The following is a 23,858-nucleotide window of genomic DNA, read 5'->3' as shown; positions in this document are numbered from 1 at the left end:
TATATTTTTTGTGGGTACCCAGTTTCAGCTCACCAGTGTTTCCTCTCCTTCCCTTGGCTAGCCACTCTTTCGCCAGCAAGCTGTTGAGGGGCGGGTGCACTCTTTCACCGGGGTTCCTTCCAACGGGCGTACATATGTTCATCTATTGTTTGGAGTGCTTTTCCTAATCGGAAAATCCCGTCCATATTACGCCCAGTGGTCAATGGATGCCCAGTCCCATTAATAAAATTCTTATTATGTTACAAATTAAATTATAAAGAAATTTTTTGAAGAAACCGTGAAGATTTGAAGAAAAACTGATTTAATTGGTATACTTTATCTCTAATTAAGTAATTAAAAATAACCTAGTGGATGGACATTATTCTCCTATGATTATCCAGCTATGATGTTTTCTACAGTTGGATAATAACAGTTTATTTCATATGCATCTACCGTGGTGCCGACTCCTCTATATAAATAAGTAGCAAATGACTATGCTTTTTAAAATTTTCGTTTTACTTTATTTCACATAAACAAAATAGTTAACACATTTTTTCCGCCAAAGGCATCTCGACTTTTATTAACCCCCTGAACATGTACTAACTATCATTGTCACCCGGTAATGGTAATATAACTTCAAACGTCGTTCCTTCTCCTTTAATACTCGTCACTTTGATATCCCCACCATGTATTTCAACAAAACCTTTTGCAATAGACAGACCAAGTCCTGCCCCGCCTTCGTCACGTTTTCGCGACTCATCTACACGATAAAAGCGTTCAAAAATAAAGGGGAGTTTTTGCTCATCAATACCAGGTCCTGTATCTTGAAAACTAAGAACAACTGATTTCCCTTCCACCTTCACATTAGCCATAACTGTTCCATTTTCTGGTGTATAACGGAGTGCATTACCAAGTAAATTAACAACAACCTGAGTCATACGATCTCGATCAATTTCGATGAAAATATGAGTAGAACTTTTATTGAAATGAAGCCTAATATCTTTTTCATCTGCAAACCATTGAATCTGAGAAAGAATTGCTTCCATAAAACCATTTATTTCCGTTCGTTTTTTGTGAAGTGACAACGTTTTGGACTCTGCGAGACTAAGTTGTTGCAAGTCATTGACAAGTCTTGAAAGGCGATATACTTCATCACTTACGTTTAATATTACTTCTTCCGTTGCTTCTAGTGCACCAGATTGTATTGACTCTAATTTTGTTCGAATAATTGTAAGTGGTGTTCTTAGCTCATGAGCAACATCAGCCACGAGGGATTTACGAATATGCTCCGTCCGTTCTAAAGTCTCTGTCATCTTGTTAAAAGCATCGCCAAGCTGTCTGAATTCATCTTTTGAATCAATCGTAACCCGGAAGTTTGTCTTTCCCTTTGAAACCTGTTCAATCCCTGAAACAAGCTGTGAAAGAGGTTTAGTAATTTTTTTTGATAGAAAGAGTCCAATAATTAAAGAAAGCAGTACAGCGACAAGAAATCCTAAAAGGATGGTTACATTGACCGATTGGGCAAATTGTTGTTCAAGGCGAGAAATAGAATCACTTTTAACTGGATACGCAATAAAGGTCCCAATGGTTTCTCCTTTGATAACAAGAGGCTCTTGGACTGCGGACTTCTTGTCACCCATGTTTTTAGTTGTTGTATCTACTACTATTTCTCCTGAAGCATCTAAAATGGTAACTTCAATAGGTCCTCCCATATGCCCCATCATATTTTCCATATTCATATTCATTCGGTTCGAAATTTCAAGAATTTGATTTACACCTTCTAGTGAGCCTGTCGAGACATAGTAAGAGGTCACTGCCTGCTTAATCATTTCAACCTTCATTTTATCACTTTCTGAAAGATAATTTTCAAATATCTTCTCTACACGTGATTGAAAAAATAGAGATTGAAATAGTCCCATGAAGATAATCACCATAGTTAATGAGATGATTAACTTGCTTCTCATCTTCATGTTTCCACCTCAAAACGGTAACCTATCCCGTAAACAGTTTGGATTGCGGCAGTTGATCCAAACTCTGATAGCTTTCTTCTTAAATTACTAACATGGGTATCAATTGAACGTTCATAATTAACAAATGCTTCCCCAACTGCAATGTTCATAAGTTGTAATCTGCTATAAACCCGACCAGGTTTTTCTGCAAGTGTCGTTAAAATTTTAAACTCTGTAGGGGTTAAATTGGCCCTTGCTCCGTGGACATAGACCTCATATGTGTTAAGGTTAATTTTGATATCTACTTGTTGAATCCACTCATCGTCTGCTTGTTCATGAGACGTCCTCCTTAGTACCGCCTTCATTCTAGCGACAACTTCACGCAAACTAAACGGTTTTGTAATATAGTCATCTGCACCCATTTCAAGTCCTAGCAATTTATCTATCTCATCTGTTTTAGCTGTTAGCATAATGACTGGGGTTCTATTCTTGGCTATTCGCAATTCGCGTAACGTTACATATCCATCCTTTTCAGGCATCATGACATCAAGTAAAATGATATCGATATTTTGATTCTCATCAATGAGACGTAACGCCTCATTGCCATTATGAGCATTCAACGTTTGATAGCCTTCATTTTCTAAAAATGTTGAAATTGATTCTCTTAATTCATCTTGATCATCTACAATCATCACTGTTTTTTTCATCGGAAAAGTTCCTCTCGTATTTTCTTTTCAAAGTGGTAACGAACATAAACCTTGATAAAAGTTTATCAAGGTTTATTCTTTATAATCAAATTTTATCCGTATCCATGAGCTCATGTAGTCGTTGTCTGTACTCATCGGTTTCTATTTCGCCCCTAGAGTAGCGCTGTCTCAGTATGTTAACAGCATTGTCAATTTGGCTTGATTTACCGCCTTGTGATAATTTTTGAATCGCTAATACGATTAACCAAATAACTAGACCCCAAAACACTAACATAAAAACCCCACCAAACATCATCATTGGAAACCCACCTCCTAAACATTCCGTACCATTATTCCACATCATACTAGCAACCTCCTGTATATTTAAATGGATTCATCTAAAGTCTGGTTACAAGCAAACATCCCTGTAGTATTTAGCATCATCTCCATGTTGTCACTCATAGAAAAAAGCATCTCCTTTTGTTGTTCCGATATCACATTTCCTTCTTTCTCAAATTGTTTGATATCTTTTTGAATGGCCTTCTCCAATTCTTTCACTAATTTATCTTCCTTTATCCCTTGCTCCACTGCAATCGTTGCAAGAGATTTTCCGCTTTGGATTTCATCTTGAAGTTGATCCGTTGTCATGCCTAAAGTCTTGGCAGCTTCGTTAAAAATATCAGCCATTAAATCGTCCATAATAGACATTGTATTCATCATCCCACTCATACTTCCCATCATACCCATTCCACTCGAATCACCCATCATATTCATCATTCCTGAGCTTTGATTCGAATCCATCATCCCGTTTTCGTCCATCACATTTGTAGATGTATCATTTGTCCCAGTGGTCGAACTGGCATATGAAAAGACTGTTCCCCCAGTCATTGACCCGATCGCAAATGCTCCGACTAATCCTGCTACTATTAATAATTTCTTCATCTGTTCCCCACTCCTATTTTATTTATATATGGAAAGCATAATTCCTTTCCCTTATTAACAATATAACCGATCAATTTTCAGAACTTATCAGGAGAATGTCAAGAACTTGTTAAGATTAATGATAAACGACCCAGTTAGGAAAATTAATAAAAACGGCTTATAAATAAGGGGTGAATTCAAATGAAAATAGAAGAAAAGCTAGATAACTGTCGTCACTATTTTGGTCTAACTCTTTCTTGCTTATGTGGGGCATGAACGGAGGAATACCAATGACATGATTAACTCTGGTGGCATAAGCCCTGACATGTTATCTGACATGATGGCAACACCGGAAATGCAGGATGCAATGGTACGTGTGATGAGTTCTTCTGAAATGCAGGATCAAATGATTGAATTGATGCAGCAACCTGAAATGCAAGATAGTATGGTTAGCGTGATGTAAGAGCTGGAAATGCAAAGTGTTATGATTGAGATATTGAAAACACTAATAAATGAAGAATAAAAAAACAACGATAGTGACTCCATCATTATCGTCGTTCTCTCAATTTGTTTATTAGTTTAATATTGATGACTAAACAGCTTTATCAATACATCTAATTAAGCGTTCCTCAATGTCCTTTGCGAGATCCTTAATTGATTGATCTTTCACCATTTCAATAAGTGCTGTCGGCCTTGGCATTCCGATTTTTGTGTGACCTGTATCATCATAAACAACAATCTTACAAGGCAAGAAATAACCAACCATTTGATTTTGTGATAAAACACGTTGGGCTTCGTGTGGATTACATACCTCTAAAACACGATAGGATTGGCCAAAATCGAGGCCTTTTTCTTGTAATTTATCCTTTATATCAAATTGCCAAAGCACCCCAAATTTTTCTTCCTTTAAGCTTTCCTCAAGTGATGTAATGGCTTCCTCAATCGTTTTAGTGGTTTCAACCGTGTAGTGAAACATTTAATCAACTCCTTTTTATTCTACTTTATTATTTTCAACCAAGTTTTTATTACGCCGTCGTCGCCTCAATCGTATAAATTGTCGAATTTAGAGAATGATCTCAATCCACCATTTTTCCAGAAGGAATTCTTTCATCCAAAGGTGGATCTATTTCCCTCTCGACAGTTTCCCATTCTAAAATTTTATAACACTCACTTGGACCATTGTTTGGACTTTTACTTTATTTTAACACGGCTTATATTAGACTTTCATACCAGTTTGTACTAACAAATAAATTACACAAAAGAACGAAAAAAATTCATAGAATTTTTCCATTCTCATTTTGCTCTTGGGCATACACCAACACTATTAAGTGTAGCCTCAAAAGGACTTAGCTACATCTTCATGCCTGCAGAGTATTATTAACTACAGTTATGTAGAAATTTTAGAGCTTTGAACAATACAGGGTTATCACACATATTGTTAGGCTCACTGACTAGTAGACACTTAAACTAGTATTCGATAATGAAGTATGTAAAGAGTAACGCCCTCCTTTCTTACAGTAGTTATCCATATAGATGGATAACTAAACCATTTGTATTACCTTTCTAGTAATTCTTTTTAACCGATACGTGTTGCCAAATACGAATAAAAAGCTAAACAGCATCGCAAATGCAGACATTAATGGGTGGAAGAGACCGAATGCTGCGGTAGGAAACAAGATTAGATAGAAAATGAACGCCCAAAACAGGTTTTGCTTTACTAGTCGGGAGATGTTCTTTCCAAGAAAAGTGGCAGTCACAAGACCGTTGAGATTTCCCTTGATTAAGGTCAGATCAGCTGCCTCTACCGCAACATCTGTCCCACCACCTATTGCTATCCCGACATCAGCTTGATTTAAGGCTGGACCATCATTTATTCCATCTCCCACCATAATGACTGTTTCCCCTCGTTCTTGCATCTTTCTCACTTGTGTAACTTTATCTATAGGTAGCGCATTTGCTATTACTTGTTCGACACCAACTTGTTTAGCGATGGACCTAGCTGTTTTATCATTATCACCGGTTACCATCACCGGTTTTAATCCCATTGATTTTAGTCGTTTTATCACACCAACAGCGTTCTCCTTTACTGTATCGGCTACTGCAAGCACACCAGCAACTTGGTTATTTACTGAAATAATGATAGCCGTTTTTCCTTCTAATTGGAAAGCCTCGACTTGATCCTCAATATCCGTTATATCTACACCTTGTTCCTTCATAAGTGTTTTGTTTCCGATGCTAACGTACTGATTGTCAACTCTTGCTTTTACCCCCATACCTAATTTACTTTCAAACCTTTCAATTGGGAGAGATTGAATTCCCTTGGTTTCAGCATAATCAACAAGGGATTTTCCGATTGGGTGCTCAGATTCCCTCTCCACACTTAGCCCCCATTGGAGTAATTTGTTCTCACCTTCAGCATGATAGGTAATAATGTCTGTTACTACGGGTTTTCCATAAGTGATGGTTCCTGTTTTATCAAAGAGGACGGTAGTAACACGCTGCATAACCTCTAAACCGGACATATCCTTGATGACCACTCCATTTCGAACTCCGAGAGCAGCTCCTGTCATAAAGGCTGTTGGAGTTACTAGGCCAATGACACAAGGACTTGCAACGACCATAAGAGCAATCGCAGAAAATATGGCTTTATTATAGGAATCAAGACCAGCAATCATCAACCAACCGAAAAAGGTGATTAGAGAGAGAGCCAGTATCGTTGGAATAAATCGAGCAATGATCTTATCCGCAAACAGAAGCAAAGGTTCTTTAGACCATCTAGCTTCTTGCCCTAAACGAATCATTTGGGATAGAAATGTGTCTTGACCAATTTTTGTCACCTTCATGATGAGTACACCATTAACGTTTACTGTTCCGCCTATCATCTCATCGTTTACTGATTTTTCAGCAGGAATGCTTTCGCCTGTTACCATTGATTCATCGATAACAGAACGTCCCTCAATCACAACACCATCAACAGGAACCCGCTTGCCTGGTCGAACAATAACGATATCGTCCGGTTTAAGTACTTCCGTTTTGACTTCTTTTTCACGTTTACCAACCCGAATGGTTGTGGTGTTCGCCTGAAGACTAAGAAGCTTTTTCAATTCTCTTGAGGCAACACGCTTCGTTTTAAGGTTCAGATACTGGCCTAACAAATGGAATGACATAATCATTGCAGCAAGACTGAAGAGGTTAAAGACTTCAAAGAAGTAACTGCTTAGTCCGTATATATAGGCAGACAACGTACCCAGCGAAACAAGTAAATGCATATTCGCACTTCTAGCCATCACTGACCTCAGCGACCTGTGTAGGGTATAAAATCCTGCACCAAACACGACCGGTGTTGACAGGAAGAATAAGATCCACCATTGGCCTGGGAGCATCTGATTAAAAAGGAAAGAACCCATACTAATTAGGAAGCCAGGGAGCATCAGTACGAGAGAAACGATAGCCCGAAACCTCCACGCCCTTAGTTCTCGATCACCCGGTTCTTGTTCATTCCTAACGACAAATCCTGCTGTTTCAATCCGGCTTACAATTGACTTCTTATTTGTCAAAGTGGGGATAAACTCTACGCTTGCCTGATCAGAAGCAAGATTAACAGCAGAGGTTATGATCCCCTCTTCTCTTCCAACCATCGTTTTAACTGTTTTTATACAAGCCGCACAAGCCATACCGCTCACATGGAACGTTTCTCTACTCGTTTCAATGTCTAGCCCTTTTGTACGAATAACGTTTATAAGGTTATTCCATTCCGGTTTCTTCTTACCATAGATTACTTTTAGGGTATCTTCTAGTATATTGATAGCCGATACATCTGTTTCTGCAGCTATTTCTTGTTCTATATCTTTAACCTTCTCTGGAATGCTCCCCTTCAGTTTTAAAATGAGCTCCGCCATCTTTTTATCACTCCCCTCCCTTACGCTGGATTTCTTTTTGTCTTGATAAATCTTGGATAATTGGACACTCACAAATAGGCCCTTTACCAGAGCATCTTTCTAACAAATCCCCTAACAATGATTTCACACTTTCTAACCCCCGGATTTTTTGCTCCACTTCGCTAAGTTTTTCCTTCGCAAATTGTTGGGCGTCTTCAGCAGTAAAGTTTTTATCATTATCCGTTATCCTGATTAATTTCTGAATCTCTGACAGAGAAAAATCCAACTCTTGTGCCCGCTTTATAAAATTTATTCTTTCTATAACTTCTTTCGAAAATGAACGGTAGCCAGATGCTGTTCTTGGAGGTTCTTGAATGAGTCCTCTTTTCTCGTAATATCGAATGGTCTCAATATTAACTCCGCATACTCTAGCTACTTCACTGATTGCTAAACCCTTCATTTGTTTTCCCCTCCTTGTGTTAAGTATAGAGTCTGTACCTTAGTACGGAGTCAACCACTTTTATACATTTTTTAAATGGTTTAGAGATATAGCCATTGTTATCGGACTTCAACTTCTAGAACTTCCTCAAAAAACGAGATTTTCCTTAAACTACCACCTGCTAAAGCAGGTGGATTCGGACATAAATGTCTACGACTAAAGTCGTTGTTAAGACTGAAGTCATCTTAAAGACCAAATGCTTAAAGCAAACTAAATATCGACTAAACTTATTCATCAATCCTAAATGAGTCGTTCTTTTCTTCAGTAAACTGGTTTGCGATATAATTCCTAATTGTTTCTTCATCCACTTTTCCAACTGTGGCACAAAAGTAACCTCTTACCCATAGGTGTTGACCCCAATATTTCTTTTTAAGTTCGGGAAACTGATCCTGAAGAAGTCTTGATGACCGCCCTTTTAGGTACTGCATAATTTTGCTTGGGGCAAGGCTTGGTGGACATGATAACAACAAATGGATGTGGTCTTTTCCGACACTTCCTTCTAAATTTGTAATGCCTCTTGCATTACATCCCTGCCTTATTAATTCTCGTGTTCTTTTTGCAATTTGACCATGTAGTACCTTGTATCTTTATTTCGTTACCCAGATAACATGATACTTGATATCATGGACCGCATGACTGTTTTTCTTATATCCGTCCATAGTTTCACCTCACAGCTTAAGTATGGACGTCAAAAGATAAGGCTAAAAGCGGATACCGTCTAAAGACGGTGGAGTTAGACCACGCATTTGGAAATTAAAAAAACGGGTTCTTTTTAAAGGTGGAAAAATTTAAAACGCATATGAAATAACGCACGAAAAGCAAAGTGAATCGCATCTGAATTCCAATCTGCTTTTTAGTGTTTCTTAGGACACATTAAAATCGTTACTTCTATTAAAGGATTTGACTAAGAAAAAATAATTAACTTAAAAGCAATAATTCTTGGAACAACACAAAATCCTCACATTTTTTCGATATAATTTCTTTTAGTTTGTCTTTTAATGGGTTTTAATTTGTAAAAATTACCAATAGCGGTAATTTTTATTATGATACCAACCAAAAGCAATTGAAAAATTTTTTTACAATAACATGAAATTGGAGGCAACTCAATGGATGTAAGTTTATTATTTGGTGGGTCCTTAATCGCAGCTTTTATAGCTGGGGTTATTGCTTTGCTAGCACCTTGTTGCATTTCTGTAATGCTTCCTGCTTATTTTGCAGGTGCGTTTCAAAATAAAAAAGCGATAGTAGGAATGACACTCATATTTGCTTTAGGAGTTTCTACTATTATCCTTCCTATTGTATTAGGTGCTACCTTTTTAGTAAGGATAATCAACGTTCAACATTCCGTTATTTATGTTTCAGGCGGAATACTTATGTTTCTATTGGGTATTTACGTCCTGTTTGGTGGCAAAATTTCAATCCCAATGCCTGGAAGAAAGGCCCACAACAAAGTAGGCCCATTAGGTATTTATACATTAGGAGTATTTTCTGGTGTTGCTAGCTCTTGCTGCGCCCCTGTTTTAGCTGGGGTTATTGCACTATCAAGTTTTGGTTCATCGTTTGGACTAGCAGTTTTATTAGGAATTTCTTATGTTCTGGGAATGGTTTTACCGCTATTGATAATCTCTTTACTTTGGGGAAAATACGATTGGAAAAAAAGTCGATTATTTCGTTCAAGAAGTTTTCAATGGAAGTTAGGTTCGTTTGAATGGAAAATCAGCGGCACAGAACTCGCTACTGGCACACTGTTAATTTTGATGGGGGCAATAGCAATTTGGCTAGGTTTTGCAGAAGATACTATGGCTCCATTAACAGGTTGGAAAGCAGATTTCGCTCTTTCCTTGCAACGCTTAGGAAACACTATTACAGAAAGTTTAAGTTGGATTCCTAATTGGTTATCAGCGATTATTATTATCATAATTGTACTTTCAGGATTTCTGATTATATTTAAGAGATCATTTGGTTCAAAAAAAGGTGAATCTAATGGGGGGGATGAAAATGAAAAAAAATAACCTACTATTTAAAGTTTCTATATTTGTAATTATATTTGCAATTATTTTGATTAGTATTATCTTTCTATCAAACACAACTAAAGATAATACAGAAAAACGAGATTCAAAAATTTACGGAGACGAATATAAATACCAAATTGGTTCCCCCGGTCCTGGACAAAAAGCACCAGAATTCACCCTTCCTAGTACCGACGGGAAAATGGTTTCATTGTCTTCTTATAAAGGTGAAAATGTTCTTTTATATTTCCAAGAAGGCATTATGTGCCAAGCATGTTGGACACAACTTAAGGATATAGAAAATTCATTTGAACAACTTCAAAACTTAGGAATTGATGAAATTCTAACTATTACGACTGATCCCCTTGATTCTTTAAAGCAAAAGGTCGATATTGAAAAATTAACAACACCAGTCCTATCGGATGAAGATGTTTCTGTTTCTAAAGAATATACAACCAATTTATACGGAATGATGAATAAAAATTATAATGGACATACCTTTATTTTAGTAGGGGACGATGGCACGATTAAGTGGCGTGCCGATTATGGAGGCGAACCTGATTTTATTATGTATCTACCTATTTCAGCTCTTATCTCAGATATAGAGTCGGGGTTAAAGAAAGGGGAAGTTACATCAAATGAAAGCAATTAAAATAACGATACTTTCAAAGGAAAACTGTCATTTTTGTGACACGTCAAAAAAAATATTTAACGAGCTAGCAAACGAATATCCGCTTAACGTAGAAGTAATTGACATTAATACGCCTCAAGGCGAGGAATTAGCGAGCACTTCTGGATTCTTATTTCCACCTGGTTTATTATTCGATAATGAACCATTTTCTTACGGAAGACCATCAAAGAGGAAAATCGTAAAAGAAATAAAGGAGAGAATGAATAACTTTACATGAATGTAGCAAAAAAGGGTATAATCCCCTCAGCTTATGAGGAATTATACCCTTTTTTATTTATTCTCCTTTTGGTGTCCACGGTTAATCAAACGTAATGGCGCGTGCGGTTTCACAAATTGAAAGTCTTTATTTTTTAATGTGCGAATCAGTTCGCGAAGGACCTCCACTGTCTGCGGGAGTTCATGTAATAACACAATATCTCCAGCGGAGGTGTAATCAACCACATTCTTTACAATATATTCGCTACTTTTCTCATGCATCCAATCCCAGCTAGCCACTTGCCACAAAATTAAATCTAACCCTAATTTCTCAGCGATAGTAAGGGTGTCCTCATTATAAAGGCCGTTTGGCGGGCGGAATTGGGTAATCGTTTTACCGATTAATGCTTCAAGACGTTCTTTGGAAAATTGAATTTCGTAAAGTTGTTCTTCATAAGTCTGCTCAGGTAATTTTGGATGAGAATGGGCATGAGTGCCAATATGATGTCCTTGGTTCAACACATCCTTCCAGCGTGATTCCCCATCGTGAATTAAATTGGACTGCCAAAAGAAAATTGCTTGTACGTTCTCCTGTTTGAGAATAGATAAGATATCTAATAAATAGCTAGTTGGTCCATCATCAAAGGTTAGTAACACCTCTTGTTTATTATTATTGACGATAACCCGATCGTCATTCCAGTCATATAAGACTGATGTTCGTCCTCAGACTCACTGGTATTGATGCTCTTTTTCATGCATTCATATTTGCTCCTTTCTTATCTTTTAGTATTTCCATAAAATTTAGTATCATAAAGAAAAGTGAACCTAATCCCACTCCAGTAGGGAACGATGAATCGTTAATGGTGGTTTACATACACATAGGAATTTCAAATTACATATTGTGGTGTATTTAGTAATAACTTTAATAACTATATTACCCTTTTCTTTTCTTTGCACTTAAAACAGAATGTAAACCTTATCATCTACCAGATAAGGTTCAAATATGTCAAGTGGTCTTGGTGGTGGTCCTCCAATATTGATCCCATACTCATCATATTCCCCTCAATGACAGGGACAAAAGAATTTGATTCTATCTTTTTGTTTTGATTCATCCGCAGCACCAGCCGTACAACCAAGATGCGTACAAATGGGAGGCATAATAAGGAGTTCATCATTCTTTAAATGTACATATACAAAACCTTCACGTTCTTGCTCTACCCATGCATCTTTTATTTTCACAAGATATTTTACAGTTTTGGGAAACGGTCCTTGTTTTAATTCAGCCAAAGTTCCAAGATTAGCCATTGCACTTGTGTCAACAGAATCATTACTACAAGCCGCTAAGTTTATTGGGATTACAGAAACTGTTATAAGTCCTAGAGCTCCCTTGACCGATCTTCCGACAAAAGTTCTTCGACTTATTTTTTTCACGGTTACCCTCCTTTTATAAATTGGAAAAATATTATCATATAAATTTGTAGATTTTATGTAATCCATTAATAAATATATAAATAATTAAAGACATTTATAGTACACTTCCCCTTAATGAAATTATGTCAATTATATATCGATTCCTTGGGGGACCACAACGGAAAAAATTTTAAGGTGATAAGACAATTGGACAAGTTGAGGGGATTATCAGGTAGGGGGGTATAACATTTAAACACATTTCTAGCACCATTAACATGTAACGATGCTAGAAATGTGTTTTATCTCGAGCAAAACCTTTAAGACTAACTAAGACCTTTCTCTGTTGACAGCCACTAATAAGAAAAAGCGTAATCAAAGAAACGGTGATTATACCTATTCGAGACATGAAAATCCCTCCACTTCGTTTCTTTTTTATATGCTTACTTAAGAAAAGAAACAGAAATGATAAACCACCAATCTTTGTTAGAGGCAAGTTGTTAATACACAATCGTTATTAAAGGTGTGCCAATGGTGAAATTGGTCTTGTTTTTAAGCGGGTCAAAGCGACTCGCTATTTGAACATTAACAGGATTTTGATCACTTTTGATGGAATAACTAAGTTTTTTGGAGAAGCCAGTAAGGCTTATTACTTCTTTTTCATTCAAACCTTCTGTAACAGAAGCCTCTAAATCCTCAAACATTTCCTTTATTATTTGTTCCTGACTACCATGACTTAGTTTCCGATTCAAGCTACCTTGAATATTTATCTTTATTTTGGGTTGTATTGAGGATTTTTCTAATGAATTTTTTAAGTATGTAAAGCTTTTTGTAAAATCAGGTTCTTGAACTGAGTTATTAACTAAAGATACGATAAGATAAACATCATAGGCGCCGTTCTCTTTTTGAACATTAGCCAAAGCTACTTGGATAGTAGTATTTGGTAAAGAGGAAACACTTTTTTTACCTTGGTACTTAATTAAGTCTTTGTTATCTGATTTTGAAATTTGGATTAAATCGATTGAAAACGATTTTTCTAGTTGCTTCATAAAAGAACGTATGTGAATAGAATCTTTATAGGTTTTAACTAGCCCACTATATTTTAAAACCATTCTTTCTATATCCACATTTGCTTTACTTAATGTTTGGATTAGTAATAAACCATCATCTTTACCATCACTCTCTGCAAAAGTTGTATTATTATGATTTATAAGCATGATTATTCCAAAAATTACAGCGGTTAAAATAATTAGAAATTTGTTTTTTAATTTTAAGATCACTATTATCCCCTCCTATGAAACTATTAGTCTCATTATTTACTAATAAGACAAAGGATATACATAGTTTTAAAAGATACTTTATGAAAAAGGATGTCTTCCCCGTTGATGAGGAACGGATGTAAAAGTTTGCGAGAGTAGACTAATCATTAATCACCGGCTTAGCATATACGATATATCTTTGTGGTGCATCACCAATATACCCAAATGGGTAGCATGTGGTAAGAATCAGTGTTTCTTCTGGTGCTGTTGATTTTATAACGGTACGGTCATCTGCCTCTACAATTTTATAATCAACCATCTTATAGGTAAACTCTCCGTAAGGCATTTTTATAATAAAAATATCCCCGACTTTTACTTTTCCTAGATTACGAAACACCGTATCCCTGTGACCGGATAAAACAATTTGATCATTTTCACTTGGAAAAGCCGAACCTATATAATGGCCGACACCTTTTACTAATTCATCGGCCTCTGTTCCTTCTAAGATTGGAAGTTCTGTGTTGATGCTAGGGATTTGGATAATTCCTACTGTTTCCCCTCTTACTGGTAAGTAGGACTGGGCCTGTGTGGTGGCAATATCTTCATCACCTGATGTTTGGATTGATGTCTCCATGGAAACTACTTTCTTGCTTCATTTAAACTATTTTGCTCGGATACTTTTGCACTGATGAATTGATAACCACCAACACTAAGTAATGATATACCAAGAATGATTAACACAAATGCAATTTTTTCACTCTACTTCTCCACCTTTATTCAAATTTGGATCTTTGTGATTTTCACCTCTGAGCACCCGTCTTAAGTCATAAATAAGCCATATTACTGGTCCTATAATAGCGATAACTCCATACCCTAAGACAGAAAATACAGAAACTGTTATAAACGAATAAAAAGCCTTTTGTTTATGACCAAAGGAATTAAAAATAAATTTATTTGTTGCTCGTGTTATTATCCCTGTTCCAACTATGACACCGACAATATAAATTACTAAATTAGTTGTAAACTGTAAATCCAACTATATCTCCCTTTCTTTTTTGGAGTTACCAATAGCTTGTTCATTGTATATAATGTAACATTTCCCTTACTTATTTCTTCTTTGAGTTTTAACCCTTGATACTAAAATTTTTCTTTTCTTCTGCTACTAGTCTAATCACTTGAATAATTCTACAATCAATTAATAATACTCATGGATCAAAGTGAAAATTCAAGAGAGATGAGACAAGTTTAAATGACTGCCTTGATGATTTTAAAATATCACATACCCCTGTAATCTACGAAAAAATTCAAAAATGGGAATTTTCCACTGTTCTCTAATATTTAGGATTGGATCCACCATCTATGATGTGTTATATATGTATATCATTTCAAAGTTCACCAATTTAGTCCTCCCTTAATTGCTGCTATGCTACTATATAACTGAGTGGTGGAAGTTTAAAATGTGAGAAGGTTGTGGAGAAACTATGAAGAATCTGTTGAAAAGTGTGAATTGAATTAAATTCTTCTAGCTATAATAATTTACTTTACTCTTAAACTTCAAGTAATACTTCTTTGGCCTTCCTTTGTTTCGATGCCTTCGCCTATAATCCTAACCGTTCTGCCATAATAACCGTATGAATGATAACCCCTCCTTGATGATTAACACTAAAAGCTTATTAAAACGATTACACGAGGGTTCAAAGTAATAAAAAAGGAGAGTTGCAAGTTGACCCAATAAAGGAAATACCCAACATGAGGGAAAGAAGGCTACTCTTTCCCCATTTTTTTCTTTAATTCCTCTAATTCATTGTACACAGTATCTTTTGTATTCATTGATTCTAACTCATCATCAAGTGACCTTGAAGAACGAAGGTCATCACTTGTTTCTGCTTCAGCCTCATAGCGTAGTACTTTTTCTTCCATGCGGTTAAATCCTTGACTAGATTCATCACTACCGATATTCGACATTGTTCGATTAATTTTGGTTTTTGTTTTGGCAGACTCCGCCCTAGCTTTTAGTGAGTCTTTTTTCAGATTCATTTCATTGTACTCTTCTTTCATTTCAGTCAATCTCTCACGCAGTGAATCAGCGTCAGATTTTGTTCGTGTATAAGATTCAAATAATGTTTCGGCCTGTTGACTATGTTTTTGTTTATCTTCAAGTGCTCGACGGGCAAGATCTTCATTTCCTGCTTCCAGGGCCTGCACAGCCTGCGTTTCCCTCTTTTTAGCAAGACCTTCAGCATCATCATATTTTTTCTTTAGCACTTTTTCATTTGCAATTTGTTTGGATACGGCTGTTTCTGCTTCACGGATATCAGCAGCCATCTCTCGCATATACTGGTCAAGCAATTTTACCGGGTCTTCAGCCTTATCAAGGGCTTTATTTAATTCTGACGTTACTATCGTACTCAATCGTTTATATAATTTAAACATTTGTATTCCTCCTAAAAATTTCATTAGTTGTAAAGAATTTTTTACTGTTGCTATTCCTAAATACTTGGAACTTAGAATCAGTATACTCAATGATTATGTAGAAAGTTTGAGGAATAAAAAAATATTATGATTTTTCTGAATCATGAGGGTTAAATATTTAGGTAAAGCCATTGAGTAGCATTTATTATCGCAAACGATGCTTCGGCCTATGTCAAGAAGATGACCCCTGCTCAATTCAGAGGTCATGCCTAGTCTTTAATAAAATGTCCTTTACAAAGAGCAACATACTTCATTCATTTCGGGGGCCTGTTTTTTTATATTCTATCCTTTAAATAGTCGAGCATTTATTGCCACGACAACTGTACTCAATGACATTAATACAGCACCTACAGCTGGACTTAATACGATACCGATTGGCGATAAGATTCCTGCCGCAAGTGGAATGGTCAAAATATTATAACCAGCAGCCCACCAAAGATTTTGGATCATTTTCCTATATGTCGATTTTGATAGCTCTAAGATAGATACGACATCCTCTGGATTACTTCTTACCAGAATTACATCTGCAGTTTCCATTGCTACATCTGTACCAGCACCTATTGCAATACCAAGATCTGCATTTGCAAGTGCAGGTGCATCATTGACACCATCACCGGTCATAGCAATTTTTTTCCCACTTCTTTTAATCTCTTTAATTTTATCTGCTTTCTCATGTGGCAAGACCTCTGCAACAACTTGGTCTAGGTTTAATTGATTTGCTACCCACTGGGCAACCTTATAGTTATCTCCAGTTAACATCTGTGACTCTACACCAAGATCTTTTAATCGCGCAATGGCACGCTCCGCACTTTTTCTTACTTTATCTGCCAATGCAATCATACCTGTCAATTGACTATTGATGATTACAAACACAACTGTTTTACCTTGCTCCGATAATTCATTGAACTTTTCCTTGTTGTAATCCATTTGTTGTTGTTTCACATAGCCAGGACTGACAATTAAAACTTCTTTTCCTTCTACAGTTCCCCTTAATCCTTTACCTGTCATTGATTCAAACTGTTCAGGCTCATGAAGGGATAATTTTTGTTCTTTAGCCCCGTCTACGATCCCTCTAGCAATCGGGTGTTCCGATTGAACTTCGAGTGATGCGGCCATTTGCAAAACATGGCTTTTGTCATAGCCCTCTTCCGTTATAATCTCTGTAATACCAAATTCGCCTTCCGTCAATGTTCCTGTTTTATCAAAAACAACCACTTCCACATTTCTTGCCTCTTCAAAATTAGTACGGTTCCTAATCAGTAACCCTTGTTTAGCCGCTAGGGCTGTTGAACGTGCGACAACCAATGGTGCAGCGAGCCCTAAAGCATGAGGACAGGCTATAACCATAACTGTTACCATTCGTTCTAACGCATAAGCAAACGGATAACCTAGTGCTAACCAAATAACGAGTGTTGCAACACCAGCTAATAACGCTAGATAAAACAACCATTTAGCAGCGCGATTAGATAAATCCTGTGTCTTAGACCTTGACTGCTGCGCTTCCTTGACCATCGTAACGACTTGCGAAAGATAGCTATCATCTCCGGTTTTTTCTACTTGAATGGTTAGTGACCCTTCTCCGTTAATCGATCCACCAATCACTTCATCATCAACTTCTTTATCTATTGGTACAGATTCACCAGTTAACATCGATTCATTTACAGATGACTGACCTTTTACAATACTGCCGTCAACTGGTACTTTTTCACCGGGCTTTATAAGCACCTTATCTCCGTGCTTTAAGCTGGATACTTTAACATCCTTTACCTCACCGTTTTCATCCATTATATGCGCTTCTGACGGCATCATTTTAACAAGGTCTTCGAGGGCATTAGAAGCCCCCATTACAGACCGCATTTCGATCAAATGTCCTAACAGCATGATATCTATCAGAGTGGCTAATTCCCAGTAAAAATTACTTCCCGAAAGACCAAATACCGTTAGTGTGCTATATCCATAGGCAACTACAATTGCAAGTGCTATCAATGTCATCATACCTGGGTTCTTTTGCTTTAGTTCATCAATGAATCCTATTAGAAAAGGTTTTCCACCGTAGAAAAAGACAAAGGTCGCCAACCCAAACAGAACATAGCCAGCGCCTGGAAACGTAAATTCATAATTAAAAAAAGATTGAATCATTGGTGATAGTACCAGTATTGGAATCGTTACCAGTAATGAGATATAAAATCTTGTTTTAAAATCAGCAATCATATTCCCATGATCAGGACCTTCATGATCATGGTGGGAATGACCTTCTTGGTCGTGATGCGCATGGTTCCCGAGACCATGTTCGTGATTGTGAGTGTGATTTTCTTGCTCGTGGCCATTCCCATGATGCACTTGTTCTTCACTGTTTTTAAAATTACCGTCTTGACCAGTCTTATTTTTATCATGTTTTTGATCCATATAAAAACCACCTTGTTAATATTCATATTATGCTACATTGATTTCTTTTTATATAAGAAACCCAATTTTTGCTCACACATACACAGTACCCCTAGTTATGTATTAGTTAAACGCGACACCAGTGTATTACTTGACCTATATTAAGAACAGCGCAGAAGCTTGCTCACCCTCGATTTGGTTTTGCACCCAAATACGAAAAAGAGGCTACTCTTAAAACGAGTAACCTCTATTCTATTCATTGACTATTAAGCAGCTTCTCGAACAGGCTTCCATCTCCGTAAGAAAAGGGTATTTGTAACAACAGATACGGAACTAAATGCCATCGCCGCACCTGCGAGAACTGGATTGAGTAGACCGATAGCCGCAACAGGGATAAGAATCGTGTTGTACGCAAATGCCCAGAAAAGGTTTTGCCTTATTTTACGCATCGTTGCTTTAGATAAACGAATCGTATCTACAATTCCCATTAAGTCACCACGCATTAAAGTAACATCAGCAGCTTCAATAGCAACGTCTGTACCTGTACCAATTGCAATCCCTATATCAGCTGCTGCTAGAGCGGGTGCATCGTTGATACCATCCCCAACCATCGCAACCACTTTACCTTCTTTTTTCAGCTTTTCTACCTCAGCAGATTTGTCTTCTGGGAGCACTTCCGCTAGCACACGATCAACGCCAACTTGTTTGGCAATCGCCTCTGCTGTACGTCGATTATCGCCAGTTATCATCGCCACTTCTATTTTCATTTTTTTAAGCGCTTTAATCGCTTCAGCTGATGTTTCTTTTACAGTGTCTGCAACAGCAATAATCCCAGCCAATTGGCCGTTTACAGCCATTAGCATCGCTGTTTTCCCTTGGCCTTCTAACTCTTCCATTTGTTTGAGTAGAAATTCAAATTCTATATTTTGTAGGTTCATTAATTTCTTATTACCTATGTGAATTTGTTTATCATCCACATTCACTTCTATACCATGACCTGGAATCGCATTAAATGCAGTAACATCACTTAACGTGAATCCCTTTTCTTTTGCACTATTTACAATCGCTTCCCCTAACGGATGCTCAGAACCTCTTTCCGCTGAACCAGCTAGACGGAGCACGTCTTCTTCATGAAAACCATCAGTCGTGATAATATCCGTTACTTCTGGCTCACCTTTTGTGATTGTTCCGGTTTTATCCAATACTACAGTCGTTACTCGATGAGCACTTTCTAAGTGTTCTGCACCTTTAATGAGAACACCACTTTCTGCACCTTTACCGGTACCAACCATAACAGCTGTTGGTGTTGCGAGTCCTAACGCACAAGGACAAGCGATTACCAAAACAGCTACCGCACTAATAAGAGCTGGGGTAAACCCAACGATAAAGTAGGTAATGATAAATGTTAGCAACGCTATACCAATAACAATTGGAACAAACACACCTGAGATTTTATCGGCCAACTTCTGAATTGGGGCCTTTGACCCTTGAGCCTCTTCCACAAGCTTAATAATTTGTGCTAATGCTGTGTCTTTGCCAACTTTGGTTGCCTTAAACTTAAATGAACCATGTTTATTCACAGTAGCACCAATAACAGAATCACCAACATTTTTACTTACTGGTAAACTCTCTCCGGTAAGCATCGATTCATCGATTGAACTGCTCCCTTCGATAATCTCACCGTCTACTGGAATTTTTTCTCCTGCTCGAACAAAGATAACATCCCCTGCCACTACTTCCTCAATCGCAATATCCTTTTCTTCTCCGTCACGAATAACCCGCGCTGTTTTCGCTTGTAATCCCATTAACTTTTTAATAGCTTCTGATGTCTGTCCTTTTGCCCGTGCCTCTAAAAGCTTTCCAAGAATAATTAGCGTAATAATAAGGGCAGCCGCTTCGTAATAAAGTCCGGCGTTTGACCCCGTTAACGTAACAACTAAGCTGTAAAAGTATGCAGCAGATGTTCCTAACGCTACAAGCGTCGCCATATTGGCACTACCACCCCGTAGTGCATTGTAAGCATCACGGTAAAAATGACCACCAACATAGAATTGTACTGGTGTTGCTAATAATAACTGAACCCAAGGGTTTATATGAAATTGAAAACCTAAATTGAATCCATATTCGACTCCCAAGTCAGAAACCATTTGCGGAAGGAACCATATGGAAAACAAGACCCCTAACAAGAACTTGTTCCTCTGTTTTTTATACTCTTCATCGCGTGCAGCTTTTTCCGAATCCGCATTGGCTTCATTTGCCACTTTTGCACTGTATCCTGCCTTTTTTACAGCGGCAATCAACTGATCTAAGTTTGTTTGTCCATTTATAAACTCAACGTTGGCTTTTTCATTGGCAAGGTTCACGTTGGCTTTTACTACACCATCTATCTTATTAAGTCCCTTTTCAATACGTGTAGCACATGCCGCACATGTCATGCCAGTTATCGCTAACGTTGTTTTTTCTTCTCGAACACCATAACCTGTTTTCTTAACTGTCTCCATTAAATTTTCAATAGTTGCTTGACTAGGATTATACGAGACAGTAGCTTTTTCACTGGCTGGGTTTACACTAGCTTTACTGACACCATTTACTTTTGACAAGTTTTTCTCAACTCGGTTTGCACATGCTGCACACGTCATCCCAGTAATGCCCAATGAAACCTGTTCCTCTGCTGGATCAAGAACTTTAGCCTCAGAACTCATTATCTTATAACCTCCCTTTTTAAGATGGATTCTTACTAAAAAACATCAATTTGACGTTTCATTACAAGGGGGTAGAGCCAGAAAAACCGGCTCATACTTCATTTATGCTACATCATAACCTGTTTCCTCAATTGCTTCTTTTACTTGAGCTAATTGTACTTTTGTCTCGTCAAAGGAAACCGTTACTTTGTTGCTTGATAGGTCGACTTTTACTGTTTCAATCCCATCTAACTCTTTTACAGAGCTTTCTACCGCACTCACACAGTGACCGCAAGACATTCCTTTTACATCTAGAGTTTTTGTTTCTACTGCCATTCGTATCACCTCCTTGTTATTTCGTAAATGTTCGAAACACTTCCATTAATTCTTGAATATGGCTCTCACCGTCATCCTCTTTCTCTTTGACTGCTCTGGCTACACAACCTCTTGTGTGATCTTCAATAAGCTCAAGGCCGATTTTATTTGTAGCAGCTTTTATAGCAGCTAGTTGATATAGGACTTCCACACAATAGCGGTCTTCCTCAATCATTCGATGGACACCTCGAACTTGCCCTTCCATTCTTCTCAATCTTTTTAATAATTTATCTTTGTGATCGTGATATTTATATGTTTCCTTCATTTCTACCATATACTTATACCCCCTATGAGTATTATTACAACATAACTTGTATTGTTATGCAACTATTTTCTCCGCTTTATCTAAAATTATTTATATATCTATTCCTTGGGGGAACACAACGGAAAAATTTATAAGGTGATAAGACAATTGGACAAGTTAAGGGGATTATCAGGAAGGGGGGTATAACATTTAAACACATTTCTAGCACCATCAACATGTTAATGGTGCTAGAAATGTGTTTAATATCGAGCAAAACCTTTAAGACTAACCAACCTTTCTCTAATGACTGCCACTAATAAGAAAAAGCGTAATCAAAGAAACGGTGATTATACCTATTCGAGACATGAAAATCCCTCCACTTAGTTTCTTTTTTATTCAAAAAAAGAAACAGAAATGATACACCAATCTTTGTTAGAGGCAAGTTGTTAATACACAATCGTTATTAAAGGTGTGCCGATGGTGAAATTGGTCTTGTTTTTAAGTGGGTCGAAGCGACTCGCTATTTGAACATTAACAGGATTTTTATGACTTTTAATGGAATAACTAAGTTTATTGGAGAAACCAGTAAGACTTATTACTTCTTTTTCATTCAAACCTTCTGTTACAGGAGCCTCTAAATCCTCAAACATTTCCTTTATTATTTGTTCTTGACTATTATGACTTAATTTTCGATCCAAACTACCTTGAATATTTATCTTTATTTTAGGTTCTATCGAGGTTTTCTCTAATGAATGTTTTAGGTATGTAAAGCTTTTTGAAAAATCAGCTTCTGTATTTGAGTTATTCACTAAAGATGCGATAAGATAAACATCATAGTTACCATTCTCTTTGAGGACACTGGCCAAAGCTACTTGGATAGTAGTGTTCGGTAAAGAAGATACAACTTTTTTACCTTGGTACTTAATTAAGTCTTTGTTATTTGATTTTGAAATTTGGATTAAATTGATTGAAAACGCTTGTTCTAGTTGCCTCTTAAAAGAACGTATGTGAATAGAATCTTTATAGGTTTTAACTAGTCCACTATATTTTAAAACCATTCTTTCTATATCCACATTTGCCTCACTGAGTGTTTGCATTAATAATAGACCGTCATCTTCACCATCACTCGCTGCAAAAGTGGTATTATTTTGATTCATAAGCATAACTATCACAAAAGTAATTACAGTTAGAATAACAAAGAACTCATTTTTTAATTTTAAGATCATGGTTAACCCCTCCTATGAAACTATTAGTCTAATTATTTACTAATTAGACAGGGGTTATACATAGTTTTAAAAGATACTTTATGAACAGGGATGTCTTCCCCGTTGACGAGGAACGGATATAAAATTTCCTACACAAGCAGACTAATCATTTAATCACTGGCTTAGCATAAACAATATATCTTTCTGGTGCGTCACCAATGTACCCAAATGGGTAACATGTAGTAAGAATCAGTATTTCTTCTGATGCTGTTGGCTTAATAACGGTACGGTTACGATTGGAAATTCTGTATTGATATTAGGAATTTCCAGAATTCCTATAGGTTCCCTCTTATTGGTAAGTAGGGCCGTGACTATTGGACAAAATCTTCCTCATTAAATCTCGTTTTCCTTGCTTCACTTAAATTTTCTTGCTAGGATATTTTTACACTAATGACAAGTAAAGATATACCTAGAATGATTAATACAAATACAATTTTTTCCACAATTCCCTCCACCTTTATTCACTTTTACTGAGTTTCCATTTAAGTAGAGGTTAATCAATAAATATGGATTTTTTATGGTTATTTAGTAATTTGTATAAATTTTTAAGTTTCGAATAATCACAGCCTGTCCTACTTTATTTTCCTTTCCTAAATTTGTACTAGCGTCTTACAAATATTCGGTCTACTGCAACTGCTAAAATAGCAGTACTAACTAAAAACAACTGTATTTCTAAATACACGGAAGAACGACATTTCATTTCGAATAATATACTGTTTGATTTCATCCCTTGTGTAAGTATTATAGTTAATGAAAGAAATTTCGCTTTGATTCAACTTTTTATCATTTGAAACCAAAACATCATAGGAGTCTAAATAATAATCATTGTAAAACGGTATGTTTCCATAGGAAATACTGATTGCCAATGGAATTATGACGAAAATGAAGAGCAGAATGAGAAAGAAGATAAGAAACTTCTTTCTTCTATTAACCATTCTTCTCACCTCCACTATTCATTTTATT

At 36.8% G+C, this 23,858-nt stretch carries 24 protein-coding genes and 2 pseudogenes; 4 read left to right on the top strand and 22 right to left on the bottom strand.

Annotation, left to right across the window (positions count from 1 at the left end; translation table 11 throughout):
* Window positions 1–578: 578 nt before the first annotated feature.
* The 4 genes from ACI6MV_RS12600 to ACI6MV_RS12585 form a co-directional block, all read right to left on the bottom strand.
* Window positions 579–1,943: a sensor histidine kinase gene (locus ACI6MV_RS12600; RefSeq protein WP_407270657.1), complete on the bottom strand. Its 1,365-nt coding sequence runs from the start codon at window positions 1,941–1,943 to the stop codon at window positions 579–581.
* 2 nt (window positions 1,944–1,945) lie between these two features.
* A complete protein-coding gene (locus ACI6MV_RS12595) occupies window positions 1,946–2,635 on the bottom strand; it encodes a response regulator transcription factor (RefSeq protein WP_407270656.1) in 690 nt (229 codons plus the stop codon).
* A gap of 85 nt (window positions 2,636–2,720) precedes the next feature.
* The gene (locus tag ACI6MV_RS12590; RefSeq protein ID WP_407270655.1) at window positions 2,721–2,978 is read right to left on the bottom strand and encodes an SHOCT domain-containing protein; all 258 of its coding nucleotides are present in this window, start codon (window positions 2,976–2,978) and stop codon (window positions 2,721–2,723) included.
* 20 nt (window positions 2,979–2,998) lie between these two features.
* Complete coding sequence (locus ACI6MV_RS12585; protein ID WP_407270654.1) at window positions 2,999–3,556, bottom strand: hypothetical protein; 558 nt, start codon at window positions 3,554–3,556, stop codon at window positions 2,999–3,001.
* 274 nt (window positions 3,557–3,830) lie between these two features.
* On the opposite strand from ACI6MV_RS12585, the gene ACI6MV_RS12580 reads away from it, so the two are divergent.
* Entirely contained in the window at window positions 3,831–3,998 is a 168-nt protein-coding gene (locus ACI6MV_RS12580) for a hypothetical protein (RefSeq protein WP_407270653.1), read from the top strand.
* A 129-nt stretch (window positions 3,999–4,127) separates the two neighbouring features.
* On the opposite strand, the gene ACI6MV_RS12575 is transcribed toward ACI6MV_RS12580, so the two are convergent.
* From ACI6MV_RS12575 to ACI6MV_RS12555, 5 genes and pseudogenes are all read right to left on the bottom strand, one after another.
* Window positions 4,128–4,511 carry a DUF302 domain-containing protein gene (locus ACI6MV_RS12575; protein ID WP_407270652.1) on the bottom strand — a complete coding sequence of 128 codons (384 nt, stop codon included), beginning with the start codon at window positions 4,509–4,511 and terminating at the stop codon, window positions 4,128–4,130.
* Between the two features lie 565 nt (window positions 4,512–5,076).
* Window positions 5,077–7,434, bottom strand: coding sequence for a heavy metal translocating P-type ATPase (locus ACI6MV_RS12570; RefSeq protein ID WP_407270651.1), 2,358 nt, complete (start codon window positions 7,432–7,434; stop codon window positions 5,077–5,079).
* Window positions 7,435–7,441: 7 nt separating this feature from the next.
* Window positions 7,442–7,873 (bottom strand): MerR family transcriptional regulator, encoded by a 432-nt coding sequence (locus ACI6MV_RS12565; RefSeq protein ID WP_407270650.1) that lies wholly within the window; start codon window positions 7,871–7,873, stop codon window positions 7,442–7,444.
* Between the two features lie 266 nt (window positions 7,874–8,139).
* A pseudogene (tnpA, locus tag ACI6MV_RS12560) lies at window positions 8,140–8,571 on the bottom strand (IS200/IS605 family transposase).
* Between the two features lie 299 nt (window positions 8,572–8,870).
* Window positions 8,871–9,101 (bottom strand): hypothetical protein, encoded by a 231-nt coding sequence (locus ACI6MV_RS12555; RefSeq protein ID WP_407270649.1) that lies wholly within the window; start codon window positions 9,099–9,101, stop codon window positions 8,871–8,873.
* A gap of 7 nt (window positions 9,102–9,108) precedes the next feature.
* Here ACI6MV_RS12555 and ACI6MV_RS12550 point away from each other — a divergent pair, with 7 nt between their 5' ends.
* Genes ACI6MV_RS12550 through ACI6MV_RS12540 form a run of 3 tightly spaced genes read left to right on the top strand, consistent with a single transcriptional unit; the run spans window position 9,109 to window position 10,829 of the window.
* A complete protein-coding gene (locus ACI6MV_RS12550) occupies window positions 9,109–9,924 on the top strand; it encodes a cytochrome c biogenesis CcdA family protein (protein WP_407270648.1) in 816 nt (271 codons plus the stop codon).
* Window positions 9,911–10,573 carry a peroxiredoxin family protein gene (locus ACI6MV_RS12545; RefSeq protein WP_407270647.1) on the top strand — a complete coding sequence of 221 codons (663 nt, stop codon included), beginning with the start codon at window positions 9,911–9,913 and terminating at the stop codon, window positions 10,571–10,573. The genes ACI6MV_RS12550 and ACI6MV_RS12545 overlap by 14 nt, the downstream gene beginning before the upstream one ends.
* Window positions 10,560–10,829 carry a glutaredoxin family protein gene (locus ACI6MV_RS12540; RefSeq protein ID WP_407270646.1) on the top strand — a complete coding sequence of 90 codons (270 nt, stop codon included), beginning with the start codon at window positions 10,560–10,562 and terminating at the stop codon, window positions 10,827–10,829. Before ACI6MV_RS12545 ends, ACI6MV_RS12540 begins: the two co-directional genes overlap by 14 nt.
* Window positions 10,830–10,882: 53 nt before the next feature.
* Here the strand turns inward: ACI6MV_RS12540 and ACI6MV_RS12535 are convergent, their stop codons facing one another.
* The 13 genes and pseudogenes from ACI6MV_RS12535 to ACI6MV_RS12475 all read right to left on the bottom strand — a co-directional run bounded on the left by ACI6MV_RS12535 (window position 10,883) and on the right by ACI6MV_RS12475 (window position 23,830).
* Window positions 10,883–11,488, bottom strand: coding sequence for a polysaccharide deacetylase family protein (locus tag ACI6MV_RS12535; RefSeq protein ID WP_407270696.1), 606 nt, complete (start codon window positions 11,486–11,488; stop codon window positions 10,883–10,885).
* A 381-nt stretch (window positions 11,489–11,869) separates the two neighbouring features.
* A complete protein-coding gene (locus tag ACI6MV_RS12530) occupies window positions 11,870–12,238 on the bottom strand; it encodes a Rieske (2Fe-2S) protein (RefSeq protein ID WP_407270645.1) in 369 nt (122 codons plus the stop codon).
* A gap of 476 nt (window positions 12,239–12,714) precedes the next feature.
* Complete coding sequence (locus ACI6MV_RS12525; RefSeq protein ID WP_407270644.1) at window positions 12,715–13,494, bottom strand: YwmB family TATA-box binding protein; 780 nt, start codon at window positions 13,492–13,494, stop codon at window positions 12,715–12,717.
* Between the two features lie 139 nt (window positions 13,495–13,633).
* A complete protein-coding gene (locus ACI6MV_RS12520) occupies window positions 13,634–14,107 on the bottom strand; it encodes a class D sortase (protein ID WP_407270643.1) in 474 nt (157 codons plus the stop codon).
* A gap of 120 nt (window positions 14,108–14,227) precedes the next feature.
* Window positions 14,228–14,509, bottom strand: coding sequence for a hypothetical protein (locus ACI6MV_RS12515; protein ID WP_407270642.1), 282 nt, complete (start codon window positions 14,507–14,509; stop codon window positions 14,228–14,230).
* Between the two features lie 728 nt (window positions 14,510–15,237).
* Window positions 15,238–15,906 (bottom strand): PspA/IM30 family protein, encoded by a 669-nt coding sequence (locus ACI6MV_RS12510; RefSeq protein WP_407270641.1) that lies wholly within the window; start codon window positions 15,904–15,906, stop codon window positions 15,238–15,240.
* 321 nt (window positions 15,907–16,227) lie between these two features.
* A complete protein-coding gene (locus tag ACI6MV_RS12505; protein ID WP_407270640.1) occupies window positions 16,228–18,351 on the bottom strand; it encodes a heavy metal translocating P-type ATPase in 2,124 nt (707 codons plus the stop codon).
* Between the two features lie 245 nt (window positions 18,352–18,596).
* Window positions 18,597–21,032, bottom strand: a complete 2,436-nt coding sequence (locus ACI6MV_RS12500) for a heavy metal translocating P-type ATPase (RefSeq protein ID WP_407270639.1) — start codon at window positions 21,030–21,032, stop codon at window positions 18,597–18,599.
* Window positions 21,033–21,134: 102 nt separating this feature from the next.
* On the bottom strand, window positions 21,135–21,347 hold the full coding sequence (gene copZ, locus ACI6MV_RS12495) for a copper chaperone CopZ (RefSeq protein WP_407270638.1): 213 nt from the start codon (window positions 21,345–21,347) through the stop codon (window positions 21,135–21,137).
* Window positions 21,348–21,363: 16 nt separating this feature from the next.
* Entirely contained in the window at window positions 21,364–21,660 is a 297-nt protein-coding gene (locus ACI6MV_RS12490; protein WP_407270637.1) for a metal-sensitive transcriptional regulator, read from the bottom strand.
* Window positions 21,661–22,076: 416 nt separating this feature from the next.
* Window positions 22,077–22,856 (bottom strand): YwmB family TATA-box binding protein, encoded by a 780-nt coding sequence (locus tag ACI6MV_RS12485; RefSeq protein WP_407270636.1) that lies wholly within the window; start codon window positions 22,854–22,856, stop codon window positions 22,077–22,079.
* A 145-nt stretch (window positions 22,857–23,001) separates the two neighbouring features.
* Window positions 23,002–23,127, bottom strand: a pseudogene (locus ACI6MV_RS12480) (sortase domain-containing protein); the annotation flags it as partial.
* A gap of 418 nt (window positions 23,128–23,545) precedes the next feature.
* The gene (locus ACI6MV_RS12475; RefSeq protein WP_407270635.1) at window positions 23,546–23,830 is read right to left on the bottom strand and encodes a hypothetical protein; all 285 of its coding nucleotides are present in this window, start codon (window positions 23,828–23,830) and stop codon (window positions 23,546–23,548) included.
* Window positions 23,831–23,858 lie beyond the last annotated feature (28 nt).

The organism is Radiobacillus sp. PE A8.2 (genome assembly GCF_045635475.1).
Lineage (GTDB): Bacteria > Bacillota > Bacilli > Bacillales > Amphibacillaceae > JBJGXI01.
The sequence above is the reverse complement of the archived record's forward strand: the minus strand, read 5'-3'. Positions and strand labels throughout refer to the sequence as shown.

Excerpts from the sequence above, each read along its gene's own strand:
- ACI6MV_RS12545 (WP_407270647.1), top strand. The coding sequence starts at position 9,911 with ATGAAAAAAAATAACCTACTATTTAAAGTTTCTATATTTGTAATTATA.
- ACI6MV_RS12550 (WP_407270648.1), top strand. The coding sequence starts at position 9,109 with ATGCTTCCTGCTTATTTTGCAGGTGCGTTTCAAAATAAAAAAGCGATA.
- ACI6MV_RS12505 (WP_407270640.1), bottom strand. The coding sequence starts at position 18,351 with ATGGATCAAAAACATGATAAAAATAAGACTGGTCAAGACGGTAATTTT.
- ACI6MV_RS12565 (WP_407270650.1), bottom strand. The coding sequence starts at position 7,873 with ATGAAGGGTTTAGCAATCAGTGAAGTAGCTAGAGTATGCGGAGTTAAT.
- copZ (WP_407270638.1), bottom strand. The coding sequence starts at position 21,347 with ATGGCAGTAGAAACAAAAACTCTAGATGTAAAAGGAATGTCTTGCGGT.
- ACI6MV_RS12570 (WP_407270651.1), bottom strand. The coding sequence starts at position 7,434 with ATGGCGGAGCTCATTTTAAAACTGAAGGGGAGCATTCCAGAGAAGGTT.
- ACI6MV_RS12595 (WP_407270656.1), bottom strand. The coding sequence starts at position 2,635 with ATGAAAAAAACAGTGATGATTGTAGATGATCAAGATGAATTAAGAGAA.
- ACI6MV_RS12485 (WP_407270636.1), bottom strand. The coding sequence starts at position 22,856 with ATGATCTTAAAATTAAAAAATGAGTTCTTTGTTATTCTAACTGTAATT.
- ACI6MV_RS12585 (WP_407270654.1), bottom strand. The coding sequence starts at position 3,556 with ATGAAGAAATTATTAATAGTAGCAGGATTAGTCGGAGCATTTGCGATC.
- ACI6MV_RS12600 (WP_407270657.1), bottom strand. The coding sequence starts at position 1,943 with ATGAGAAGCAAGTTAATCATCTCATTAACTATGGTGATTATCTTCATG.
- ACI6MV_RS12510 (WP_407270641.1), bottom strand. The coding sequence starts at position 15,906 with ATGTTTAAATTATATAAACGATTGAGTACGATAGTAACGTCAGAATTA.
- ACI6MV_RS12520 (WP_407270643.1), bottom strand. The coding sequence starts at position 14,107 with ATGGAGACATCAATCCAAACATCAGGTGATGAAGATATTGCCACCACA.
- ACI6MV_RS12575 (WP_407270652.1), bottom strand. The coding sequence starts at position 4,511 with ATGTTTCACTACACGGTTGAAACCACTAAAACGATTGAGGAAGCCATT.
- ACI6MV_RS12555 (WP_407270649.1), bottom strand. The coding sequence starts at position 9,101 with ATGCAACAAGGTGCTAGCAAAGCAATAACCCCAGCTATAAAAGCTGCG.
- ACI6MV_RS12500 (WP_407270639.1), bottom strand. The coding sequence starts at position 21,032 with ATGAGTTCTGAGGCTAAAGTTCTTGATCCAGCAGAGGAACAGGTTTCA.
- ACI6MV_RS12540 (WP_407270646.1), top strand. The coding sequence starts at position 10,560 with ATGAAAGCAATTAAAATAACGATACTTTCAAAGGAAAACTGTCATTTT.
- ACI6MV_RS12590 (WP_407270655.1), bottom strand. The coding sequence starts at position 2,978 with ATGATGTGGAATAATGGTACGGAATGTTTAGGAGGTGGGTTTCCAATG.
- ACI6MV_RS12580 (WP_407270653.1), top strand. The coding sequence starts at position 3,831 with ATGATTAACTCTGGTGGCATAAGCCCTGACATGTTATCTGACATGATG.
- ACI6MV_RS12475 (WP_407270635.1), bottom strand. The coding sequence starts at position 23,830 with ATGGTTAATAGAAGAAAGAAGTTTCTTATCTTCTTTCTCATTCTGCTC.
- ACI6MV_RS12490 (WP_407270637.1), bottom strand. The coding sequence starts at position 21,660 with ATGGTAGAAATGAAGGAAACATATAAATATCACGATCACAAAGATAAA.